Source organism: Alteromonas confluentis, from assembly GCF_001757105.1.
Lineage (GTDB): Bacteria > Pseudomonadota > Gammaproteobacteria > Enterobacterales > Alteromonadaceae > Alteromonas > Alteromonas confluentis.
In genome coordinates this window covers 97,518-115,674 of record NZ_MDHN01000005.1, presented here as the reverse complement: position 1 = coordinate 115,674, position 18,157 = coordinate 97,518, and the positions used below count along the sequence as shown (strand labels likewise).

Here is an 18,157-nt window from a genome sequence, read left to right as displayed (position 1 = left end):
ATAAATCCTTAAAACACGCTTTTACGATTTTTTTCCGCTTCTGCCAGTAACGCATAGGCCTTATCTAACTTAACCTGCATGGCATTCACCACGTCACGCACCGCATCTACGCCTTTGTCTTGCTCAATAGCCTGCGGTAATGAAACATTGAAATCTTTCTCCAGATCTTCAACCAGTGGTGCATCGAGTTCAATTAACGCGCCCTCAATGCCTTCGAAGCGTTGCAGATAGGTATCAAACACCAGTGTGGTTGCCACTTCAGACAACTGTTCTGCATACTTCGCGACAACACGGTCAAGACGCACTTTAATGTCATCAATCACTTCCGTTGGCGTTGTCGGCTCAGTTTCTGTGGTTTGAACCTGATCAATAAGCCCTTTTTTCTGATATTGGGAAGCCAGTTTTACCGCGCCAAGGCCCTGCCATAATGCATGCACCAGTTTTGCTTCTTCAGCACGAACGGCTGATGCATCTGCGCCCTTGTCGATCGCCGTTTTCACACCGTAAATACCTTGCCAAATGGTGGCGTAAACAGGCACATATTGAGTTTCAATGGCTGAATGGAAATCCACTTCTTCCCAGTACTCAATCATAACATCAGTATCAACTTTTCCTTTACCCTGCTTTTCATAAACATCGACAACGGCACCGAATTTATCTTCCAGCCACTGTACTTCTTCTGCGTACTCGCCCAGATGTGCGTGAAGGTTGTTTACATGGTCTCCAATCGCACCATTAGCTGAAACCTGAGAAGAAAAACTACCAAAAGAAAGTGCCAGTACTAAGGCGATTTTACAACGGGCTGATCCTGAAAACGTCATGATTAATCCTTACGTATATGATTTTGCAAATGATACTTATTATCAATTAGCATGTAAAGTGATGGCTTCGTTGCTTGTCCTTCGAACAAAGACCTATGATGAAAAACAAATTGGGTTCAGCACACCGGAAATGGATAATGTATGAACTGTCACGCAGAGCATGACTTGAAACCTGACTGGGAAGTTTTTTCGCTGTTTCCTTACTTATTTAGGTTGGGTAAAGACAAAACAAAAGTAGTTCCTTTGCCCAATTCACTCGTGCACTGTATATCTCCGTTAAGTTGCTGAGTTATCAAATTATATAAAATGAACATTCCCAGACCAGTGTTACCATTGCTTCGATTTGTTGTGAAAAAAGGCTCAAATATGTTACTTGAAACATCAGCACTCATGCCTTTTCCACTATCTCTATACAGTAACTTTATTGATTCATCATCTTGTGTGACTTCAATAATAATCTTTCCTGAACTCTCTTCGTCAAACGCATAATCCAGAGACTTGGCTATAAGGTTACTTAGTATTTTCGCTAAAGCATCAGGGTAGCTTGTTAATTCTATATTTTCATCACACTCGATACTGAATATAATATTTCTGCTTAAAAACTTATTAATATAGATAGAATTAACATCATCTAAAATTTCTTTTAAATTAAATTTTGCAATTTCCTCACTTGAATTACCCACACTTACCTGCTTGAAGTAGCTTATAAGTGTTGATGATCTTGACAAGTTATTCGCGATTAAATCTACTGTTTCATTAACAGATGAAAAGTACTCTATTAACTGAGACTCTGTTATTTCATTATCGCTAAGCGCAGTGTGTACTTCTTCAGTTATCTCTGTTATCAAAGAGGCACTCGTAATACATATTCCAATCGGTGTATTAAGCTCGTGCGCAACGCCTGATACCAATCTACCCAGAGAAGCCATTTTTTCCGATTCTACTAGTTTTTTTTGAGTATCACGTAATTCTTCGGTTCTTTTCCTTACCTTCTCTTCTAGTGCTATCGTGGTTTGAAATAAAGAAAAATCACTGGATTCACTATTAATACCTTGCTCAGCGCGCGTTGCCAGAACATCTATTATTTTATTCAAACGATTTATTTCACTTATATACTCTTGTTTTGATAAATCATTCATTTGAGAAGCCTATTGCTATTCCTGTACAAGTTTGGTTTACATGCAAGCCATTTATTTGCTCGCCATAAGTACTAAACCCAGCAGCATTATGTTTTACTAATAAATTGGAGACTTTTGATAAATTTTCAGTTTCTTTAAGCTCTAAGCGACGCAATATACAGTCAAAAGTAAGTAATCCTTGAATCGCTCCCATGTCGTTTTCAATACTTTCAATTGAGGCTTTCATACTGTCATGCAGGTCATTTCCCTGCGCAATACGTAACACGATCCCGACATCAATAGCACAATAAAAAGTTAAACTGCCGTCATCATTAACGCATTTTATCGAACGTACAAATTCATCTTTCCCAATAACGACAACTGTGGGATGACTGGCAATTAATGCTTCGGTTAACTCTTCAGGCGAAGAAAGCCCAAGCATTCGAGCATATTCTTCAGCAGCAGGAAAACCATTCAATTCAGTAACAATACGATCTTTAGGTATCGCGTCAGTAACGATCATTCTCTTGCTCGTTGAATAAATATGCTGCGACTTCAATATGTTAAAAGGCAATGTAGTTGAAACTAACATAAGCGCCGCACAATCCACATGCATTTGACCTTTATAATATAAATAGGTAGCAACAAAATGTAGGTTATCGCCAGCAGAACCACCTACAAGTGGTACATTTGAAATAGCATTAGATACTGTCCTGACGAAGGGTTCTTCACAACAAGAAACGCCATCAATAAGCAACAAAGAAAAAAGCTCACCGCTATTTCTTACATTATATAAATCGTTGTGATTTCTATATAGCCTCTGGGTTTTCTCATGCCAAACATTCAATTCCATCTTACTGATTGACGGGTAAATCAATGAACTTATCTTGAAATATTCCTTTGAAAAAGCGATAGCCGTTATGCTTTTTTCATCATAACCATTTAATCCTATTTCTCCTGATGTTGAGCACCCAATTACTTCAATACAGGATAACGTGTTTTTTATAGCCTGACCCAGTGAATTTCTATTATATGAAATTGAAAAAAACAGCATAACAAACACATTTGAATTCAAATCTAATTGTTCACTAATTTCTTTTATCGCTGCTTCTGCGTCGGTAAGTTTAGTTGAGGTAATCGTTATGCCACTACTCATATATATACTGCCTTTAGTTTAAGGTGTACTAATTTCAGAATTCTTGTGCCAGAACCACAGCTTTGAATTGATTACTGCTATACTATAATTTAGTCAAACTTCGAACTTTATCCAGTCTCGAACTCGTATGATAAGTGCGCCATTGATAGCTCAACGGTAGGGAAAGATCGTTTGAAAGCTCTGAAGTCATTGAAGAGCCCCATAAACCGGTATCCTGACTGGCTGCCGGTGTGGACAGTGTCATTCTGAATAGTCGTAGGCCAACATGGCGGTTTTGATGAAGCCGGTATCAATGCCTACAAAGCAGTCGAGGCAGCAAACACCGCTATCAAAAAGATGTGTATTAAATAATAGAGAGAACTATTGACTCCCCACTCACTAATAATAATGATTCCTATTTGCAGAAAAATACTCTATTTTACAAACGCTGACAATGTTAGCCAAAGGTGTACTACACAATTTTCACATATGAACTAAACTTCCCTCTCCGCTGTATCAGCAAAGTAGTCGCTCAGGAGAATTCAGTGAAACAACCTTTACCCTTGCAGTTATTCGAGTTGTGGACACTGGCTCCCCAGGTCATCGCAAATCGTCTGTACCGAATGTCAACGTCAACCCGGTTACCAGCCAAGTCTGATATCTGGGAAATGAATGAAATGTGGATTGAAAAAGTCATTGCCGCAGGTACGGCCATGCAGGCTGTTACTATGGATTCTGCGAAGTTTCAGGCCAAAGCCGTATCGGAGATGGTAGGCACGGCTTCATCACCCGCTATGCTGCCCCAGGCGCTGTCTCAAATTATGTTTCGCTATGCACCTGCTGCCAGCATGAAAATGACAGAAAGTATGGTTAAACCGTTCCACAGTAAGGTTAAATCGAACGCGAAGCGCCTGCTCTAGGCGCTTTCAATACTTTTTGTATCTGAGTTACACGTCAAAAGTCGACAATTAACAGCAATGTCGCCGCTGTTGCCGCGCCCATGGTCAAATTGAATCCGCGACGGCGTTTTGGGCTATTCAACCAATCTCGCAGTTTCGCTCCCGCCCCTGCCCAAACAGAAATAGCAGGAAAACCGATAGCCGCAAATGCCAACATGATCATCGCCCCTGAAAGCACGTATTCGTCGCCAGGCAGTGAAAAGGTACTCACACTCCCTAACGCCATCATCCACGCTTTTGGATTTACGAATTGGAATAAAGCCGCCTGCCACCAGCGCAAAGGCTGACTGTCGGTGTCATCATCCTCACTGATTGCCGCGACGGGTCCGCTGGCAATTTTCCATGACAGCCAGAGTAGATAGGCCGAACCGGCAACATTTAGCACCGAATACAGCGACGGATACAACGTAAACAGGGCGCCAAGTCCTAGCAGAACGCAAAACAACAGCATAGCTACGCCTATTACGATGCCAATCATGTGCGGCAACGTGCGCGTGAAGCCAAACTGTGCACCTGATGCCAGCAACATCATGTTATTCGGGCCCGGAGTGACGGAAGTAACAAAGGCAAAAGCTGCAATGCCAATTAATAAAGAAAGTTCCATGTTGTTTTCGCCGCTATATAAAGTTTTCAAATAAAGTGAATGCGTTATGACTTACTTTATTGAACTCGACTGTATTGTTTTATAGATAAATAAACAGGCAAATGACCATACAGATTTTATTTTCAAGCACTGTATGGTCAAAAATTACCAAATCTGTATGGTTATTCTTACTAAAACTGTACGGTATATTACTGTGTATGTTTTTAGAGGATTGACTATGAGCCGATACCAGCAACTCGCTGCACGTCTGAAAGAGCAGATCCAACTGGGCTATTTCGCCCCAGCATCCCGTTTACCGTCTGTTCGCCAACTTGCCAGCGAGCATGGTGTGAGTTTGTCTACCGTTCAAGAAGCGTATCGTGTACTGGAACGAGACCAGCTTATTGTAGCGCGTCCGAAGTCTGGCTACTTTGTTGCTGAAGAACGAAAAGCCATTAGTCGGCCCGAACAGTCCAAACCACCTCAACGCCCCATGGACGTCTCATTGTGGGAAGATGTTTTAGCCATGTTGTTGGGTCACGGGGTAGATGCTGTTTGTGAGTTTCAACACGCCATGCCTGACATGGCTTCATCCACGCTCAAGCCGCTGTTAAAAAGCCTTTATGAGCTGAATCGTCATCGCCCACAAGATGGCATGAAATACGGTCACATTCAGGGTGATGCGGGACTTCGCGAACAACTTTCCCGGCTTACAGCATCGGCCGGTTGCCATTTAATGGCCGAAGATTTTGTGGTGACGTCGGGCTGTCAGGAGGCGTTATCGGTTTGTTTACGGGCTGTGGCTGAACCTGGCGAAATTGTCGCGGTAGAATCGCCCGGCTTTTATGGCGCCATGCAGGCGATAAAAGCCGCCAACCTGAAAGCACTTGAAATTCCCACCGATTCCCGGGATGGAATGAGCATTGATGCGCTGCGTCTGGCAATGGACCAGTGGCCGGTAAAAGCGATTCTGGTTACACCTACGGTAAATAATCCCCAGGGATATGTCATGCCGCTGGAAAAAAAGCAGGCCTTATATCAACTGGCCCAAGAATTCGATATCGCCATCATTGAAGACGATATTTATGGCGACATTGCCTTTGATTATCCGCGGCCTAAAACCCTGAAATCTTTCGATGATGATGGCCGCGTTCTACTTTGTTCCTCATTCTCTAAAACACTGGCTCCCGGTTTTCGTGTGGGCTGGATTGCACCAGGCCGCTACCGTGACAAAGTCACCCATATAAAATATGTCAGCAGTTCTATGTGCCCTACTTTGCCCCAGCTTGCTATTGGGAGGTTCATCCGCGAAGGTGGTTACGAGCGGCACTTAAGCGCTATGCGACAGCACTATCGCAAGGCCAGAGATCTCATGCTAGAAGATATCAGACGGTTTTTCCCCGAGCAGACACGGGTAAGTTACCCGGAAGGTGGCTTTGTTTTATGGATGGAATTACCCAAAAAATACGACGCGGTAAAATTGGCGGAACGTGCCAAGCAAGCAGGCATTATTTTGGCCCCAGGCCAGATGTTTTCCGCAACGGGCAAATATCGTCATTGTCTTCGCTTTAACTTCATTGATAGAAATCATGCATCGAGGGAAGCGGCGCTTCGCACCCTTTCCGAGCTTTTGCCTGAATGCCAGTTGTCGCCGTCTTGATCCTTCGGGCAATATAAAGGTAATGGCTTTCGTTGCCTGCCAAGACCACTATTTTCTCATCTACCACTTTTTGCCCTGGCGCCTATCTGCTACCATCAGCAAATGATAATGATTATCATTATCAAAAGTTAAAAAAGGAGTGTATCGTGATTTTTGGCAACCGATTTTCCAGACTAAGCCTGTTTTGCTTAGGCTTCGCCACTGCAGTGATTTCAGTCTCGGGTTGTGCTGCGGATAAGGCGAAAACTGAGAGCACCTCAGCCCCTGCCCCTTGTCAGTCACCCAGTTATGTATTTGGATGGCAATTTATAGAAGAGAACTGCGACTTTTCGCCGCGGGGCGGCACGTCAACTGGCGCGCAAACCACCAAAGATTCCACACCATCGGTGCATTGGCGTAACCTGCAAAAAGCTGGACTTTCTACTTATGAGCGCGACCGTGAAGCCATTCTGGCTATGTCGGGTTACTTCAGAGTGAGCTTTGATTTTATTGAAACCATGGGATTTTCTCCTGATTATCAGCCTTCAAAACCTTATCGCTCCTGGGGCACGGAATGGGTAGCCGTCGTCGAAGATAAACCTGATTTTATCAGTCTGCAGCATATCATGGTCATGGTTTTCGTAGATGAAAACGGCCAGGCCAGTGAGCCAATGGTAATGAAGCATTGGCGACAGGATTGGCAATATGAAAAGCCCAGCGAATTTGTGTATGCCGGAAATCAAACCTGGGAGAACCATCCGCTTGATGAACAACAAAATGCTGGCCACTGGTCTCAGTCAGTATTTCAAGTAGATGATTCTCCCCGCTATGAATCGCAGGGAGTATGGGAGCACAAAGGCAATCATTCGCAATGGGTGAGTGATGTTACCTGGCGGCCGTTACCTCGTCGTGAAAGCAGTGTCAGAAGTGATTACCAAGTACTGGAGGGCGTAAACAAACACATTACTCTGCCTGATGGCTGGGTTCAGGAAGAGGAAAACTACAAGTTAGTTTTATCCAACAGTGGAGAGCCCTCGGCCACTTCACCCTATATTGCTAAAGAATTTGGTATTGCCCGCTATGAACGCATTAAAGACCACGATTTTTCACCTGGTGAGACCTACTGGAAAAAAACGGCAAATTACTGGCGAGATGTCAGAACGGTATGGCACGAACTAGCAGAACAAAATAACGCCATAGTCATCAGTAAAAAAGCGAACGGTGTATCGATGTTCATGCCGTTCTTCGGTCGCGCCCAGGAAATCGCCGACGGTGGGCAATACAACAGTGATGAAGAAATAAAACAAATCCGAAGCACATTGGCGCCGTATTTAAAAATGGTGACTGATCCGCAGGAACAAACTCAGTGAATCAGTGACTAACCTTTTTAACAGGATAAAGTAAACAGACACCGATGGCTTTTTAGCTAACTCGTAAAAGGAAACCTGACTATGTGCGACCATCAAACTGAAGCGGATGCAGATAACGCCGTAAAAAACGCAACGACATTGAGCCGCAGAAACTTCCATAAACTCGTTGCAGTAGGTTCATTAGCTACCGCGTTTCCGCAGTTTGCTCAGGCACGAGGAAGCGTTAAAACTGAAGAGGTTTCGGTAAAAACGCCTGACGGCGAAGCGGATTGTTTACTTACCTATCCAGAAGGCGGTGCCTTTGCTGGCGTGGTGATGTGGCCAGACATCAAAGGCCGTCGCACAGCCTTTGATTTAATGGGGCAACGTCTGGCAGCGAAAGGTTATGCGGTGCTGGTAGTGAACCCATTTTATCGTGATGTGAAAGGCGCAGCCTTGCCTCAGGGCATCGAGTTTCCCTCTGAAGCGGCCTGGGGCGTACTTAGCCCTATGCGAGCCAAACTTACCCAAGAAAATACAAACAATGACAACCGTGCATTTTTTGATTTTCTTAACCAGCAGGATGCCGTTGACGCCTCGAAACCCAAAGCGGTTATGGGCTACTGCATGAGTGGCAGTTTTACTATTTTTGCTGCCGCCGCATTCCCTGATGAAGTTGGCGCCATTGCGTCGTTCCATGGTGGCGGTTTGGCGACTGACGACGAAAATAGTCCACATCTGCTAGTGAAAGACAGCAAAGCAGTTGCAATACACGCCGTTGCTGAAAACGATGCACAAAAGAGTCCGGACATGACACCACTGTTAAGCGAAGCTTATGAGGAAGCGGGCATTGACGCAGATATTGCCATTTACCCTGGCACTTTGCATGGCTGGACACCACCGGATTCCAAAGTGTACAACGAGAAACAAGCCGACATTGCCTGGAACCGCATGCTTGAGGTATTTGAAAAAGGCCTTAAGAGCTAATCATCGACGTAAAGCATACAAGACGTAAAAAAGCCGACGTTTTTCAGTGTTCATGCTCAAATATCTGGTTTAGATATCTGAGCCATTGAACCTGTAAACGCCGGCTTTTTAGTTTTCACTTTGTCACTATGACAACATCTCGCTATAACGCTTTAATATTATCATTGCCATCTCTGTCGATGAGCTTCACGAAGGGATCAACCCCGGCGTAAGCTGGCATCTCAGGCACCGTTATAGTTATCTTATTCTCACCACTTGTTAGTTTGTGTTTTGCTTTGTAAAGGATCTGGTTGTCTTCCTGCAACTTATCAGGGTTCACCGTAAACAATACAATATCGACCAACTCATTCAGCGGCTGTTCCGTTTCTCGCCCTTCGCCATCCGCTTCATACTTCGCTGCGGTAATGGTCAACGTTACTTCAAACTCTTCACTCACCTGGGTTGATTCCACATTGGTAATTTTGAGATCGTACAAAGTAATACGCGTGAACATGTCTGCGATAAACCCTTGCTCTTCTGGGGTGGCAACAGCATTTAATTCTGCCAACAAATCAAGCGTTGTAGGGAACGGGTTCGATTGATAACGGAATTTTTCCAGTAGCGACTGAAGGGCACTATTTAAACGCGACTCACCAAGTCTGTCTAACAGCGCCATCATCACCACAGAACCTTTGCGATAGTGAATGTAATTCTGGTTCTGACTACGCATAAATGGCATTTCTTCCAAGATCTCGTTACTTCTGCCCATTAAGTAACGGTCTAGCTCGTACTTCACAAACTTGCGCATTTTGTTAGCGCCATAACGCTTTTGCAGCACCATCAATGCACTGTACTGCGATAAGCTCTCCGACAAAATAGCACTGCCCTGAACGTTCGCAGCGCCGAGCTGGTGCCCCCACCACTGGTGCGCCATTTCATGGGCGGTAACATAGTACACATAATCAATGTCATCAGGGTCACGCAGGTCAGCGGTAAACCCGATATCTTCAGAGTAAGGCACAGTATTAGCGAAACTTTGGGCAAAGGAACGGTAGCCAGGAAATTCAATAATTCGCACCTGTCGATGCTGATAGGGGCCAAAGGCTGAGCCAAAATAATCCAGTGAATCTTTGACACTTTGCACCATCGTGCCGAGGTTCCAGGCATGTTTTTCATCGTAATAAATTTCGATGTTAATGCCTTTATATGCTTCACGTTTTACTTCATGACTTGCAGACAAGAAGGAGTAAAAATTCACCATTGGCGCGTCCATTTTGTAATGGAAATAGTGACGGCCGTTTTCACTCCAATCATTTTGAAGGTACCCCGGTGCAATGGCAATCTGCCCTTCCGACGTTGAAATCGTGGTTTCAAAATCGATGAAGTTGACGCCCTTGCCAAAGAAGCTTTCGGTGTATTTACTGGTATCTTCCAGTTTGGCTGCCACAGGCCGCTCGGGTAAATCTCGCTTGCGACGTTCATGGCGGTCGGTAATCACTCGGTCGCCACGAAAGCCCATGGTTGGAAACAGTTCATAATTATTAATGAAAGTGCCATTTTCAGCCACTGTCACATCGGTATTCCGGTCGCGGAAACCATTGTGATCTCGAACCACAGAAATGGTGCCAGCTATCGTTGCCCCAGGCAACATAGGCGCTGTAAATTCAAGCCAAGCCGAGTCAAACTCGTCAATCTGTTCGACCACTGAGGCGCCAGGCAAATCGACCGCCCACTCCACGGTATTCGAAGGTACAGTCAATAACACCCGCTTGATCGGTGTATCTGCACTATTCACAAAAACAACATCGGCTACGGCCTCAATACGGCGCTGTTCAGGGAATATATCGACATGCGCATCGACCTTGGTAATGACAGGAATGTTGTCATCTTCATACTGAGCAAACTCGCGCTCATACGCAGCTTGTAAGTCTAACCTTTCATCCTGACCAATAAATTCATTTACCACCTTAGTGTTGTAATGAATAAAACCGCCTGTGAGGAAAAATACAATCAAACTGGCCGCTAGCAGCCCCTTGCCGGTTCGTCCCATCTGATAACCCAACAAACGTAACCGATCTTTCAGTTTATTCTCTGGGCCCCGTTGCCACAGACCAAAGCCAATAACAGATAACGCGAGACTCAGCGCTCCCCAGTAGAGCATGTACCAATTAAACCCAGCTAAGAACCAGCCGAAACCGTTTAGATCAGAATACGGCACGGAAGGCCCCTGCCCGTAATGCCACATAGTGTGTTCAGCACCTAACTGACTCAGCACCATGGAACCAAGCAAATAAGCCGACGAAAGCAGCATACCAATGAACTTATTCGGACTGAGTACCTGAATAAAAAAGGTGAGTACGCTAAGCCAAATAAATGGCATGAGTTTTACGTAAAACAAACCAACGGCGTACACATCAAACTCAAAATGGGTATAGCCTTTTGACACCTGGAAGAAAAGCGTGAAAGCCATACCAGTTAAGCAAAGCACGACTAACACGGCCCACATGGAAAACAATTTACTAACCCAGAATACGGCGTTGAAAACTGGCGTTGATTCGATGATGTCACCCATACCACTTCCCCGTTCCCGCCACACGATTTCTGCACTGTAATAGATAATCACGATGAGGAAGGTCAGGAAGAAATTGTCGTATATGGCATCAACCATGTAACGTGTCAAAGGCCAGTTTCCGGTACCGTACATTCCCTGAAAATCAACGGCATACATGCCACTTAAATTAAACAGGGTAAAAACCAGCAGTACGATCATGGCGGGGCTCAGCAGAACTTGACGCATCTCGAACTTTAAACACGTGATGAACTTGTGCCATTGAAAGCCCCCGGAGGCTTTATAACTGATTTTATTATCGACAGGCGCAGGAACACGCGACGCTTTCGTTGGTTTCAGTTTGCGGTTACTTTGCTGCCAGCGCAGTGAAAATAGCCCGCCAAATGCGAGTAAAACCGCACTCCCCGCTGCGAGCCATATGAGTCGGTTCTGCAACAGTAAGCCACTAAATGAAATAAGCGAGGTGTTTTTGTCGAAGGCCGTCCAGTATCGGCTTATTTCACCAAACGTTCTTACGGCAAAGGGGTCGAGCATGGCACCTATTTCACGGTATTCAGGCTCACTGGTGAGTAAGCCACCAACCACGTAGGCAATAAATACGCCCATTGCTGTAAGGTAACTCGCCATGACTGAGCGGGTTCGATGGGCAACCGCATAGAAAATCATGCCCATGGAAAAAAATCCAGGAACAATAATATAAAGGTAAGGCGTAAGGTAGTAACTCAGTACCGTTGGCCCGAGGCGCTCAGGGTCAACCCACGGCATGAAAGAACCAATAAGCACACCAATGGGCACCGTGGCGAAAACGGTTAGGCTGACCAAAACCGCCCCCGTAAAACGACCTAATTGATACTGCAGAGGATTGACCGGCCGGGTATAGATAAGTTCGCTCATTTTCGATGTGTGGTTGCGGGTAGCGGTACCAGCAATAAAATTCACTAACAAAAATAGCGCGAAAATGCCCATGATGATGGTGATCTGCGCGATGGCGTAACTGCCGTTGTACAACGAGTTAGCGCCTCCAATCCTTACGTTATCGGATACCGTCGCCAAAAACGGCAAAAGGAAAAACACTAAAGCAGTAACAGTAAATGAAGGCTGGCGTAAATAATAACGCCATTCAAAAGCAAGACTTTTCCAGAACATGATCCCGCCCCTTATGCAGCGTTAGCGGTGTGTTTACGTGACTGGTAAAGCGTTGAGAAATACACATCCTCAAGGTTTGCCGGTGCCGGAGAGAAGCCGGATGGCGCCTCATCAGCCATAATATGTACTACGTGTTTTCCAGCGATGAGACGAGATGAAATGAGCGCGAAATTTTGCTCTACTTCTTTGAACTCTTCCTGAGAAACCTGTTTACTCCAAATGCGGCTGTCCAGTTGATGAGTTAGTTCAATTGGGTTCCCTTCCAAGAGTATTTTTCCCTGACCCAGTACAGCCATGTTAGGGCATAACTCGGAAACATCGTCAACGATATGGGTGGAAAGAATGATGACTTTCTCTTCCCCAAGACTCACTAGCAGATTATGAAACCGGTTGCGCTCTTCTGGATCAAGACCAGCGGTAGGTTCATCGACAATGATCAGATCAGGGTCGCCAAGCAATGCCTGCGCGATGCCAAATCGCTGACGCATGCCGCCAGAGTAGCCGCTCACCGCTTTATCACGGTGTTGCCATAAATTAGTGTGAACCAATAAACCTTCAACGGCTTCCTTACGTTCTGCTTTATTGTTGAGTCCTTTCAGTATGGCTAAATGATCAAGCAAACGCTCTGCGCTTATTCGAGGATACACACCAAAGTCCTGTGGCAAGTAACCCAATCGCTGACGCAATTCATTTGGCTGCGCCAATACATCTACCCCATCAAATTCGATAGTGCCTTGATCGGGGGTCTGTAAAGTAGAAATCGTGCGCATTAGAGAGGATTTACCCGCACCGTTTGGGCCTAACAGGCCAAACATACCTTTTGGAATGGTCAAATTAATGCCGTCGAGGGCGCGAACGCCATTAGAATACGTTTTTGTAAGTTGGTTTATCGTTAGCATTGCAGTTCCATTTGCTTAGAGTTTTTCGTATTTTTTACTCTATACCAGCCCATTCATCATTGATTGCAGTAATTTGTAACCATTTATCTCAATCTAATGTATTCGAATTCTGGTCTGTCGAGAGCTGCCATTGCGCCGTCGGTTTACGTTCCATGTGAGGGGTACAGGTAACGAGAAGTGCAGCGAGAACACTGACACTTCCCCTCAAAAGATATTTTTTACGCTACGGATTTAACGATTCAAATACGGCTTCCATATCCGGGCTCTGAGCCCTGCTAGGATAAAATTGAGGTTTGAGAGCAAACTGGTGCGCTTTTTCAAACGCATTCGCCGCGCTGAGCACGACTTCATCCTGCCAGGCGCTACTGATAAAGCTTAACCCCAGCGGTAAGCCTTTTTCCGCCCCCATCGGCACACTTACATGAGGATAGCCTGCAATAGCGGCCATATAGCCGATGCCAGTAAAACCTTTCGGCGCGTGGTCGCCATAAACAGCATCAATCAGAAATGCGGGATTATTTGACGGGGCTACCAGAATATCAACCTCATTGTCTGCCAGCAGTTTATCAATGCCGTCTTTGCGGGTAGCGTTCTGAACGAACGCGACAGCTGATTGATAAGCCTCACCACTCGCGCCATTCGTTTCCTCTGACTTAATGAAAATGCTCTGGTCAAACAGCTGCATCTCCCGGTCATCATTTTGATTAAACGCGATCAAAGCCTTAAGAGAGCGAACGGGTAACTGCGCTGGCGAGTCTGTTAGATACGTGTTTAACGTGGTTTTAAATTCTGAAAGCAGCACATAATACGATTTATCCCAAAATTCATCTGGCATGGAGAATTCATTAATATCTATCAGCACGGCGCCCTGTGCTTTAAGGGTATCTAATGCCTGTTCGTAGGCCTCATTCACACCGTCGACTCGACTTGGTGAAAATCGCACCACGCCAATTCGCTTACCTTTTAACTTGCCTTCTGGCTCGCCGTTCAGCGAAGACAATTGGCTTAAGTTTACGTTATGCTCTGCAGCAACCTTTTTGTCCGCCATGACCGACGCCATCAAGCCAGCATCGGAAACCGTGGCAGTAATAGGACCTGCCGTATCCTGGCTGGAAGATATAGGAACAATGTAAGTTTGCGGAATAAGTCCTACCGTGGGCTTGTAGCCCACAACGCCATTAAAAGATGCTGGGCAAATAATAGAGCCATTCGTCTCAGTACCGACTGTTAATGAAGCAAGATTTGCAGCCATGGCCGCACCGGAACCGGAAGAAGAGCCACATGCTGTACGAGCAAGGTTATGCGGATTGCGGGTTAAACCACCTACTGCACTCCAGCCGCTGATAGAATCTTCAGAGCGAAAATTGGCCCATTCAGACAAATTGGTTTTTCCCAGAATAATCGCACCCGCTTCGCGCAAACCGGCCACCAGCGGAGAATCTCGGCCTGTATCATTATTAACTAACGCCATCGCGCCTGCGGTTGTCGGCATGTCTTTGGTTTCGATATTGTCTTTTAACAGAACGGGAACACCATGAAGTGGTCCAAGCGGCTTCCCGTTTTTGACATCAAGATCACGTTGCGCGGCAACCTTCATGGCTTCACTGTTTAGGCGGAGGATACTGTTAATTCGAGGATCGAGTGAATCAATACGATTCAGGTAAGCAAAGACCAGTTGTTGAGAGGTAAGCTTTCCTTGGGCAATGGCTTTCGCCTGCTCACTGGCGTTGGCTTCCAGCCAGTTCTTCGGGCTAGCATCAGTTTGTGACTGGGCTTGAGCTTGAGCAACGTAAACGAAACAACATAAAAGAAGTGCAGTGAAAAATTGCATTTTTCTGTCTTTATTTGAATTTAATTCAAATTTTTATCATCAAACAACAGAAGATGCTACTTCGCTTGCGCAAATATTGGAAAGAAAGAAATTCATAAGAAGAAGAGAAAATGGTGCGTCTACCCTGATTCGAACAGGGGACCTCTACCATGTCAAGGTAGCGCTCTAACCAACTGAGCTATAGACGCATTTTCTTAAGATGCTCACCGCGATTGCTATGAACGGCGCGTATAATAACGATGCCGCTCAAGGGGTGCAAGTGATTTTTTGCTTTTATCCACGTGTTGCAGCCCATTCGTTTGATTAACAATCAACAGGTGGCGAATTGGTCAGCAGTGGCCGAAAAACACTCGGCCATAATCACTTAAATTACGATTCCACTGACGCTTTAATGATGTCTTTAGTAAGGGGCTTCACTAAATGTTTTTCGAAACCGGCTTTTTTCGAATCTTCCAGGTAACGGTCGGTCCCCCACCCACTTTGAGAATAGAATTTCACCTGCGCCGCTTCTGGCTGGCTCTTTAATACTTTGCATAATTCGTAGCCATCAATATCGGGCATGCCGATATCGAGAAACACGCAGTTAGGTTTGAACGATTTAAACAACGCCAGTGCATTTTTAGGGTCGGAAACGCCCTGCGCCTTGTAACCCATAGACTCTGCAAGCATACAATAGGTGTCGACCAGATCGGCGTTGTCGTCGACAAACATCACCCGAGTTTCAGCCGTTGTAGCATGATCATCCGATCCCATCGTGGTTTGATCGAAGGCGACACGTGAAATAGGCAAACGAATAAAGAATGAACTCCCCTTTCCTGCCCCGTCACTCTCAACACGAATATCACCGTGATGCAGTGCCACGAGTTTACTTACCAATGTTAATCCAATGCCTAAGCCCCCTTTCGTGTGGGTGGAATGGGCCTCAATTTGGGTAAACATATTAAACACATCAGCCAGGCGTTCCTGGGGAATTCCCATACCGTTGTCGGCAATTTCTACTACTACTAACGAACCTTCACCGCGAACACTAATTGCAATCTTACCACCTTCTTCAGTGTACTTGGCTGCGTTATGGATAACGTTGGAGAATATTTGACTAAGCCGCGCCTTATCGCCGTAAACGGTCACGTGCTCAGCAGGGTATTCCACATCAATGTGGTGGCCTTTCTGCTGGATGTGTTCATTCACCATTTCAAGCGATTGCGATATTACATCGTGTATAAGCAGTTTTTCGAATTCCAGCTTCACTTTGCCCTGAGTAATGCGGGATACGTCCATGAGGTCGTTGACCAGTTTTGACATATACGCAGCCTGGCGACCAATGATTGAGGTGACCCGCTTGCGTGTCGCTTCGTCATCCACGCTTTCGAGGATTGCAGCCCCCGATGTAATCGGCCCCAATGGATTGCGTAATTCGTGAGCCAGGGTGGCTAAAAACTCGTTGCGGTAACGATCTTGACGCTCCAATTCTTGAATGCTGATATGCATTTTTTCCTGTACATCGAGAGCGTAAACCAGAAACATGCGGTTTAGTCGGTTTGCCGTTTCGATATCGGCACGATCAAAGGGGTTGGAGTACCCCATAATAGCCCGCTCGTTCACAGCAAAAGACGTACGCGGTTTTAAGCGCTTGTCCTTGGGAGCATCTTCAGATTTTTCGTTTTCCACACCGACCCAACGCTGATAACGCGTATTCTCCTTTCGGAACCAGGCCGTGAAATAGCGCTTTTTCTCAAAAAGTGGAATGATCATAATGCCGGCAATACCGTGCTCTTTGGCCTCAGGCCACGCTTCAAACAAATTGTCACAGGTGAAAGGAAAACCATTGCTATGACTCGCCTTCAAAAAGATGGCTTTAACCAGATCGACAGGTAAAACATCGCCCAGAGAAATGGTCTCGTATTGAGAAAAATAGATGAACCCGTCTGAATTCAACGCATCTAGAAACGCTTGCTCACCACTTTTCACAACACGCCCAATGGGATTGGAAGGACCAATTTTATCCAGCATTAAATCGACGGCTTTATCGGTCTCTTCTTTTTTCACACGGGCAATTTCTTCTTCTTTTGCCCGTAAGTGCCAGCTGAACAGCTGACTCAAGTTTTCACATTGCAAACGCACATCCTGAGGGATGTAGCAAGGCTCTCGGTGATGACAAGAAATCAAGCCGTACAACTCACCTTCGGTTACGAGGGAAATAGAGAATGACGCTCGCAAACCCTGGTTACGGATATATTGCAAATGGATAGGAGAAAAACGGCGCAATAGTGAACGCGATAAATCCAATGGTTCTCTTCCCATCTCTTCCTTAGTGGGAATAAGCTTCGACGGCGGCAGTTCAGTATCAGGCGTTAGGCGAACCCAGTTAGTTTTATAGAGCTCTCGCGCCTGACTTGGGATGTCTGAAGCCGGAAAATAAAGCCCTTCATAAGATGAAATATCATCGGCTTTTGCTTCTGCGATAACTTTTCCGGAATAGTCTTCGTTGAATTTGTATAAAACAACGCGGTCCATACTCGTCAGATAACGGATGGTCGATACCATTTCGGCGGCCATCTCGTTCAACGTAGCCATTTCTTTGAAACGCGGAGCTACAGACATGGCATATAACTTTATAAATTGCTCAGCACTGTAGGTATCACGAAATTCTGTGGCCGGCTCGAATTCGACCACGTAATAGCCACTGCTGTCATACACCACAGCAAGGTAATCTTCGTCCTGATGCGAAGCAAGTATGTCACGATTAAGGCGCAATTTAATGGGCAGACGTATTTTGCTTTTAGAAACACGGTCGAAGGTTTCTTGTAGAAACTGCTTTTCATCGGTTTCAGAAGACAACAAGGTGAGAAACTCCCTGCCTATCACCTCTTCAGTGAATAACTCTCTTACGTTTTCACTGATTATTTGGATGGTGAGGTCTGATTTGTCGAAAGCGAGCAAAAATCCGTAACTCTGAATATTTTCAGGAATGTGAATAGGCTCATGTTCACACTTCTGATAAGGGAAGGATTTTGGGTCGTAACTCATTAAAATTTTTACCTTTTATTCGCTCGGATTTTTCGCGAAAATCGAGTCTTTTCATTTCGAAAGTCAAACTATCACACAACCATTGAGACTGTTAAACATAACAAACTGTGAATCA

The 18,157-nt window shown here is 45.3% G+C and carries 12 protein-coding genes and 1 tRNA gene; 4 read left to right on the top strand and 9 right to left on the bottom strand.

The window, feature by feature from the left end; translation table 11 throughout:
- Nucleotides 1-8: 8 nt before the first annotated feature.
- The 3 genes from BFC18_RS02390 to BFC18_RS02380 form a co-directional block, all read right to left on the bottom strand.
- Nucleotides 9-821: a hypothetical protein gene (locus tag BFC18_RS02390; RefSeq protein WP_070123593.1), complete on the bottom strand. Its 813-nt coding sequence runs from the start codon at nucleotides 819-821 to the stop codon at nucleotides 9-11.
- A 200-nt stretch (nucleotides 822-1,021) separates the two neighbouring features.
- Nucleotides 1,022-1,960 carry a sensor histidine kinase gene (locus BFC18_RS02385; protein WP_070123592.1) on the bottom strand — a complete coding sequence of 313 codons (939 nt, stop codon included), beginning with the start codon at nucleotides 1,958-1,960 and terminating at the stop codon, nucleotides 1,022-1,024.
- Nucleotides 1,953-3,095: an FIST N-terminal domain-containing protein gene (locus tag BFC18_RS02380; RefSeq protein ID WP_070123591.1), complete on the bottom strand. Its 1,143-nt coding sequence runs from the start codon at nucleotides 3,093-3,095 to the stop codon at nucleotides 1,953-1,955. The genes BFC18_RS02385 and BFC18_RS02380 overlap by 8 nt, the downstream gene beginning before the upstream one ends.
- A gap of 524 nt (nucleotides 3,096-3,619) precedes the next feature.
- Here BFC18_RS02380 and BFC18_RS02375 point away from each other — a divergent pair.
- Nucleotides 3,620-3,994 carry a hypothetical protein gene (locus tag BFC18_RS02375; protein ID WP_070123590.1) on the top strand — a complete coding sequence of 125 codons (375 nt, stop codon included), beginning with the start codon at nucleotides 3,620-3,622 and terminating at the stop codon, nucleotides 3,992-3,994.
- A gap of 34 nt (nucleotides 3,995-4,028) precedes the next feature.
- On the opposite strand, the gene BFC18_RS02370 is transcribed toward BFC18_RS02375, so the two are convergent.
- A complete protein-coding gene (locus BFC18_RS02370; protein ID WP_070123589.1) occupies nucleotides 4,029-4,637 on the bottom strand; it encodes a LysE family translocator in 609 nt (202 codons plus the stop codon).
- A gap of 217 nt (nucleotides 4,638-4,854) precedes the next feature.
- Here BFC18_RS02370 and BFC18_RS02365 point away from each other — a divergent pair, with 217 nt between their 5' ends.
- The 3 genes from BFC18_RS02365 to BFC18_RS02355 all read left to right on the top strand — a co-directional run bounded on the left by BFC18_RS02365 (nucleotide 4,855) and on the right by BFC18_RS02355 (nucleotide 8,591).
- A complete protein-coding gene (locus tag BFC18_RS02365; protein ID WP_070123588.1) occupies nucleotides 4,855-6,276 on the top strand; it encodes an aminotransferase-like domain-containing protein in 1,422 nt (473 codons plus the stop codon).
- Between the two features lie 146 nt (nucleotides 6,277-6,422).
- Nucleotides 6,423-7,625: a DUF6607 family protein gene (locus BFC18_RS02360; RefSeq protein ID WP_083272877.1), complete on the top strand. Its 1,203-nt coding sequence runs from the start codon at nucleotides 6,423-6,425 to the stop codon at nucleotides 7,623-7,625.
- 81 nt (nucleotides 7,626-7,706) lie between these two features.
- Complete coding sequence (locus BFC18_RS02355; RefSeq protein ID WP_070123587.1) at nucleotides 7,707-8,591, top strand: dienelactone hydrolase family protein; 885 nt, start codon at nucleotides 7,707-7,709, stop codon at nucleotides 8,589-8,591.
- 142 nt (nucleotides 8,592-8,733) lie between these two features.
- Here BFC18_RS02355 and BFC18_RS02350 read toward each other — a convergent pair whose 3' ends face one another.
- The 5 genes from BFC18_RS02350 to BFC18_RS02330 all read right to left on the bottom strand — a co-directional run bounded on the left by BFC18_RS02350 (nucleotide 8,734) and on the right by BFC18_RS02330 (nucleotide 18,042).
- Complete coding sequence (locus BFC18_RS02350; protein ID WP_070123586.1) at nucleotides 8,734-12,285, bottom strand: ABC transporter permease/M1 family aminopeptidase; 3,552 nt, start codon at nucleotides 12,283-12,285, stop codon at nucleotides 8,734-8,736.
- Nucleotides 12,286-12,296: 11 nt separating this feature from the next.
- On the bottom strand, nucleotides 12,297-13,184 hold the full coding sequence (locus tag BFC18_RS02345; RefSeq protein WP_070123585.1) for an ABC transporter ATP-binding protein: 888 nt from the start codon (nucleotides 13,182-13,184) through the stop codon (nucleotides 12,297-12,299).
- A gap of 223 nt (nucleotides 13,185-13,407) precedes the next feature.
- Nucleotides 13,408-15,015, bottom strand: coding sequence for an amidase (locus BFC18_RS02340; protein ID WP_070123584.1), 1,608 nt, complete (start codon nucleotides 15,013-15,015; stop codon nucleotides 13,408-13,410).
- 111 nt (nucleotides 15,016-15,126) lie between these two features.
- Nucleotides 15,127-15,203: transfer RNA gene (locus tag BFC18_RS02335), tRNA-Val, on the bottom strand.
- A gap of 181 nt (nucleotides 15,204-15,384) precedes the next feature.
- Complete coding sequence (locus BFC18_RS02330) at nucleotides 15,385-18,042, bottom strand: ATP-binding protein (protein WP_070123583.1); 2,658 nt, start codon at nucleotides 18,040-18,042, stop codon at nucleotides 15,385-15,387.
- Nucleotides 18,043-18,157 lie beyond the last annotated feature (115 nt).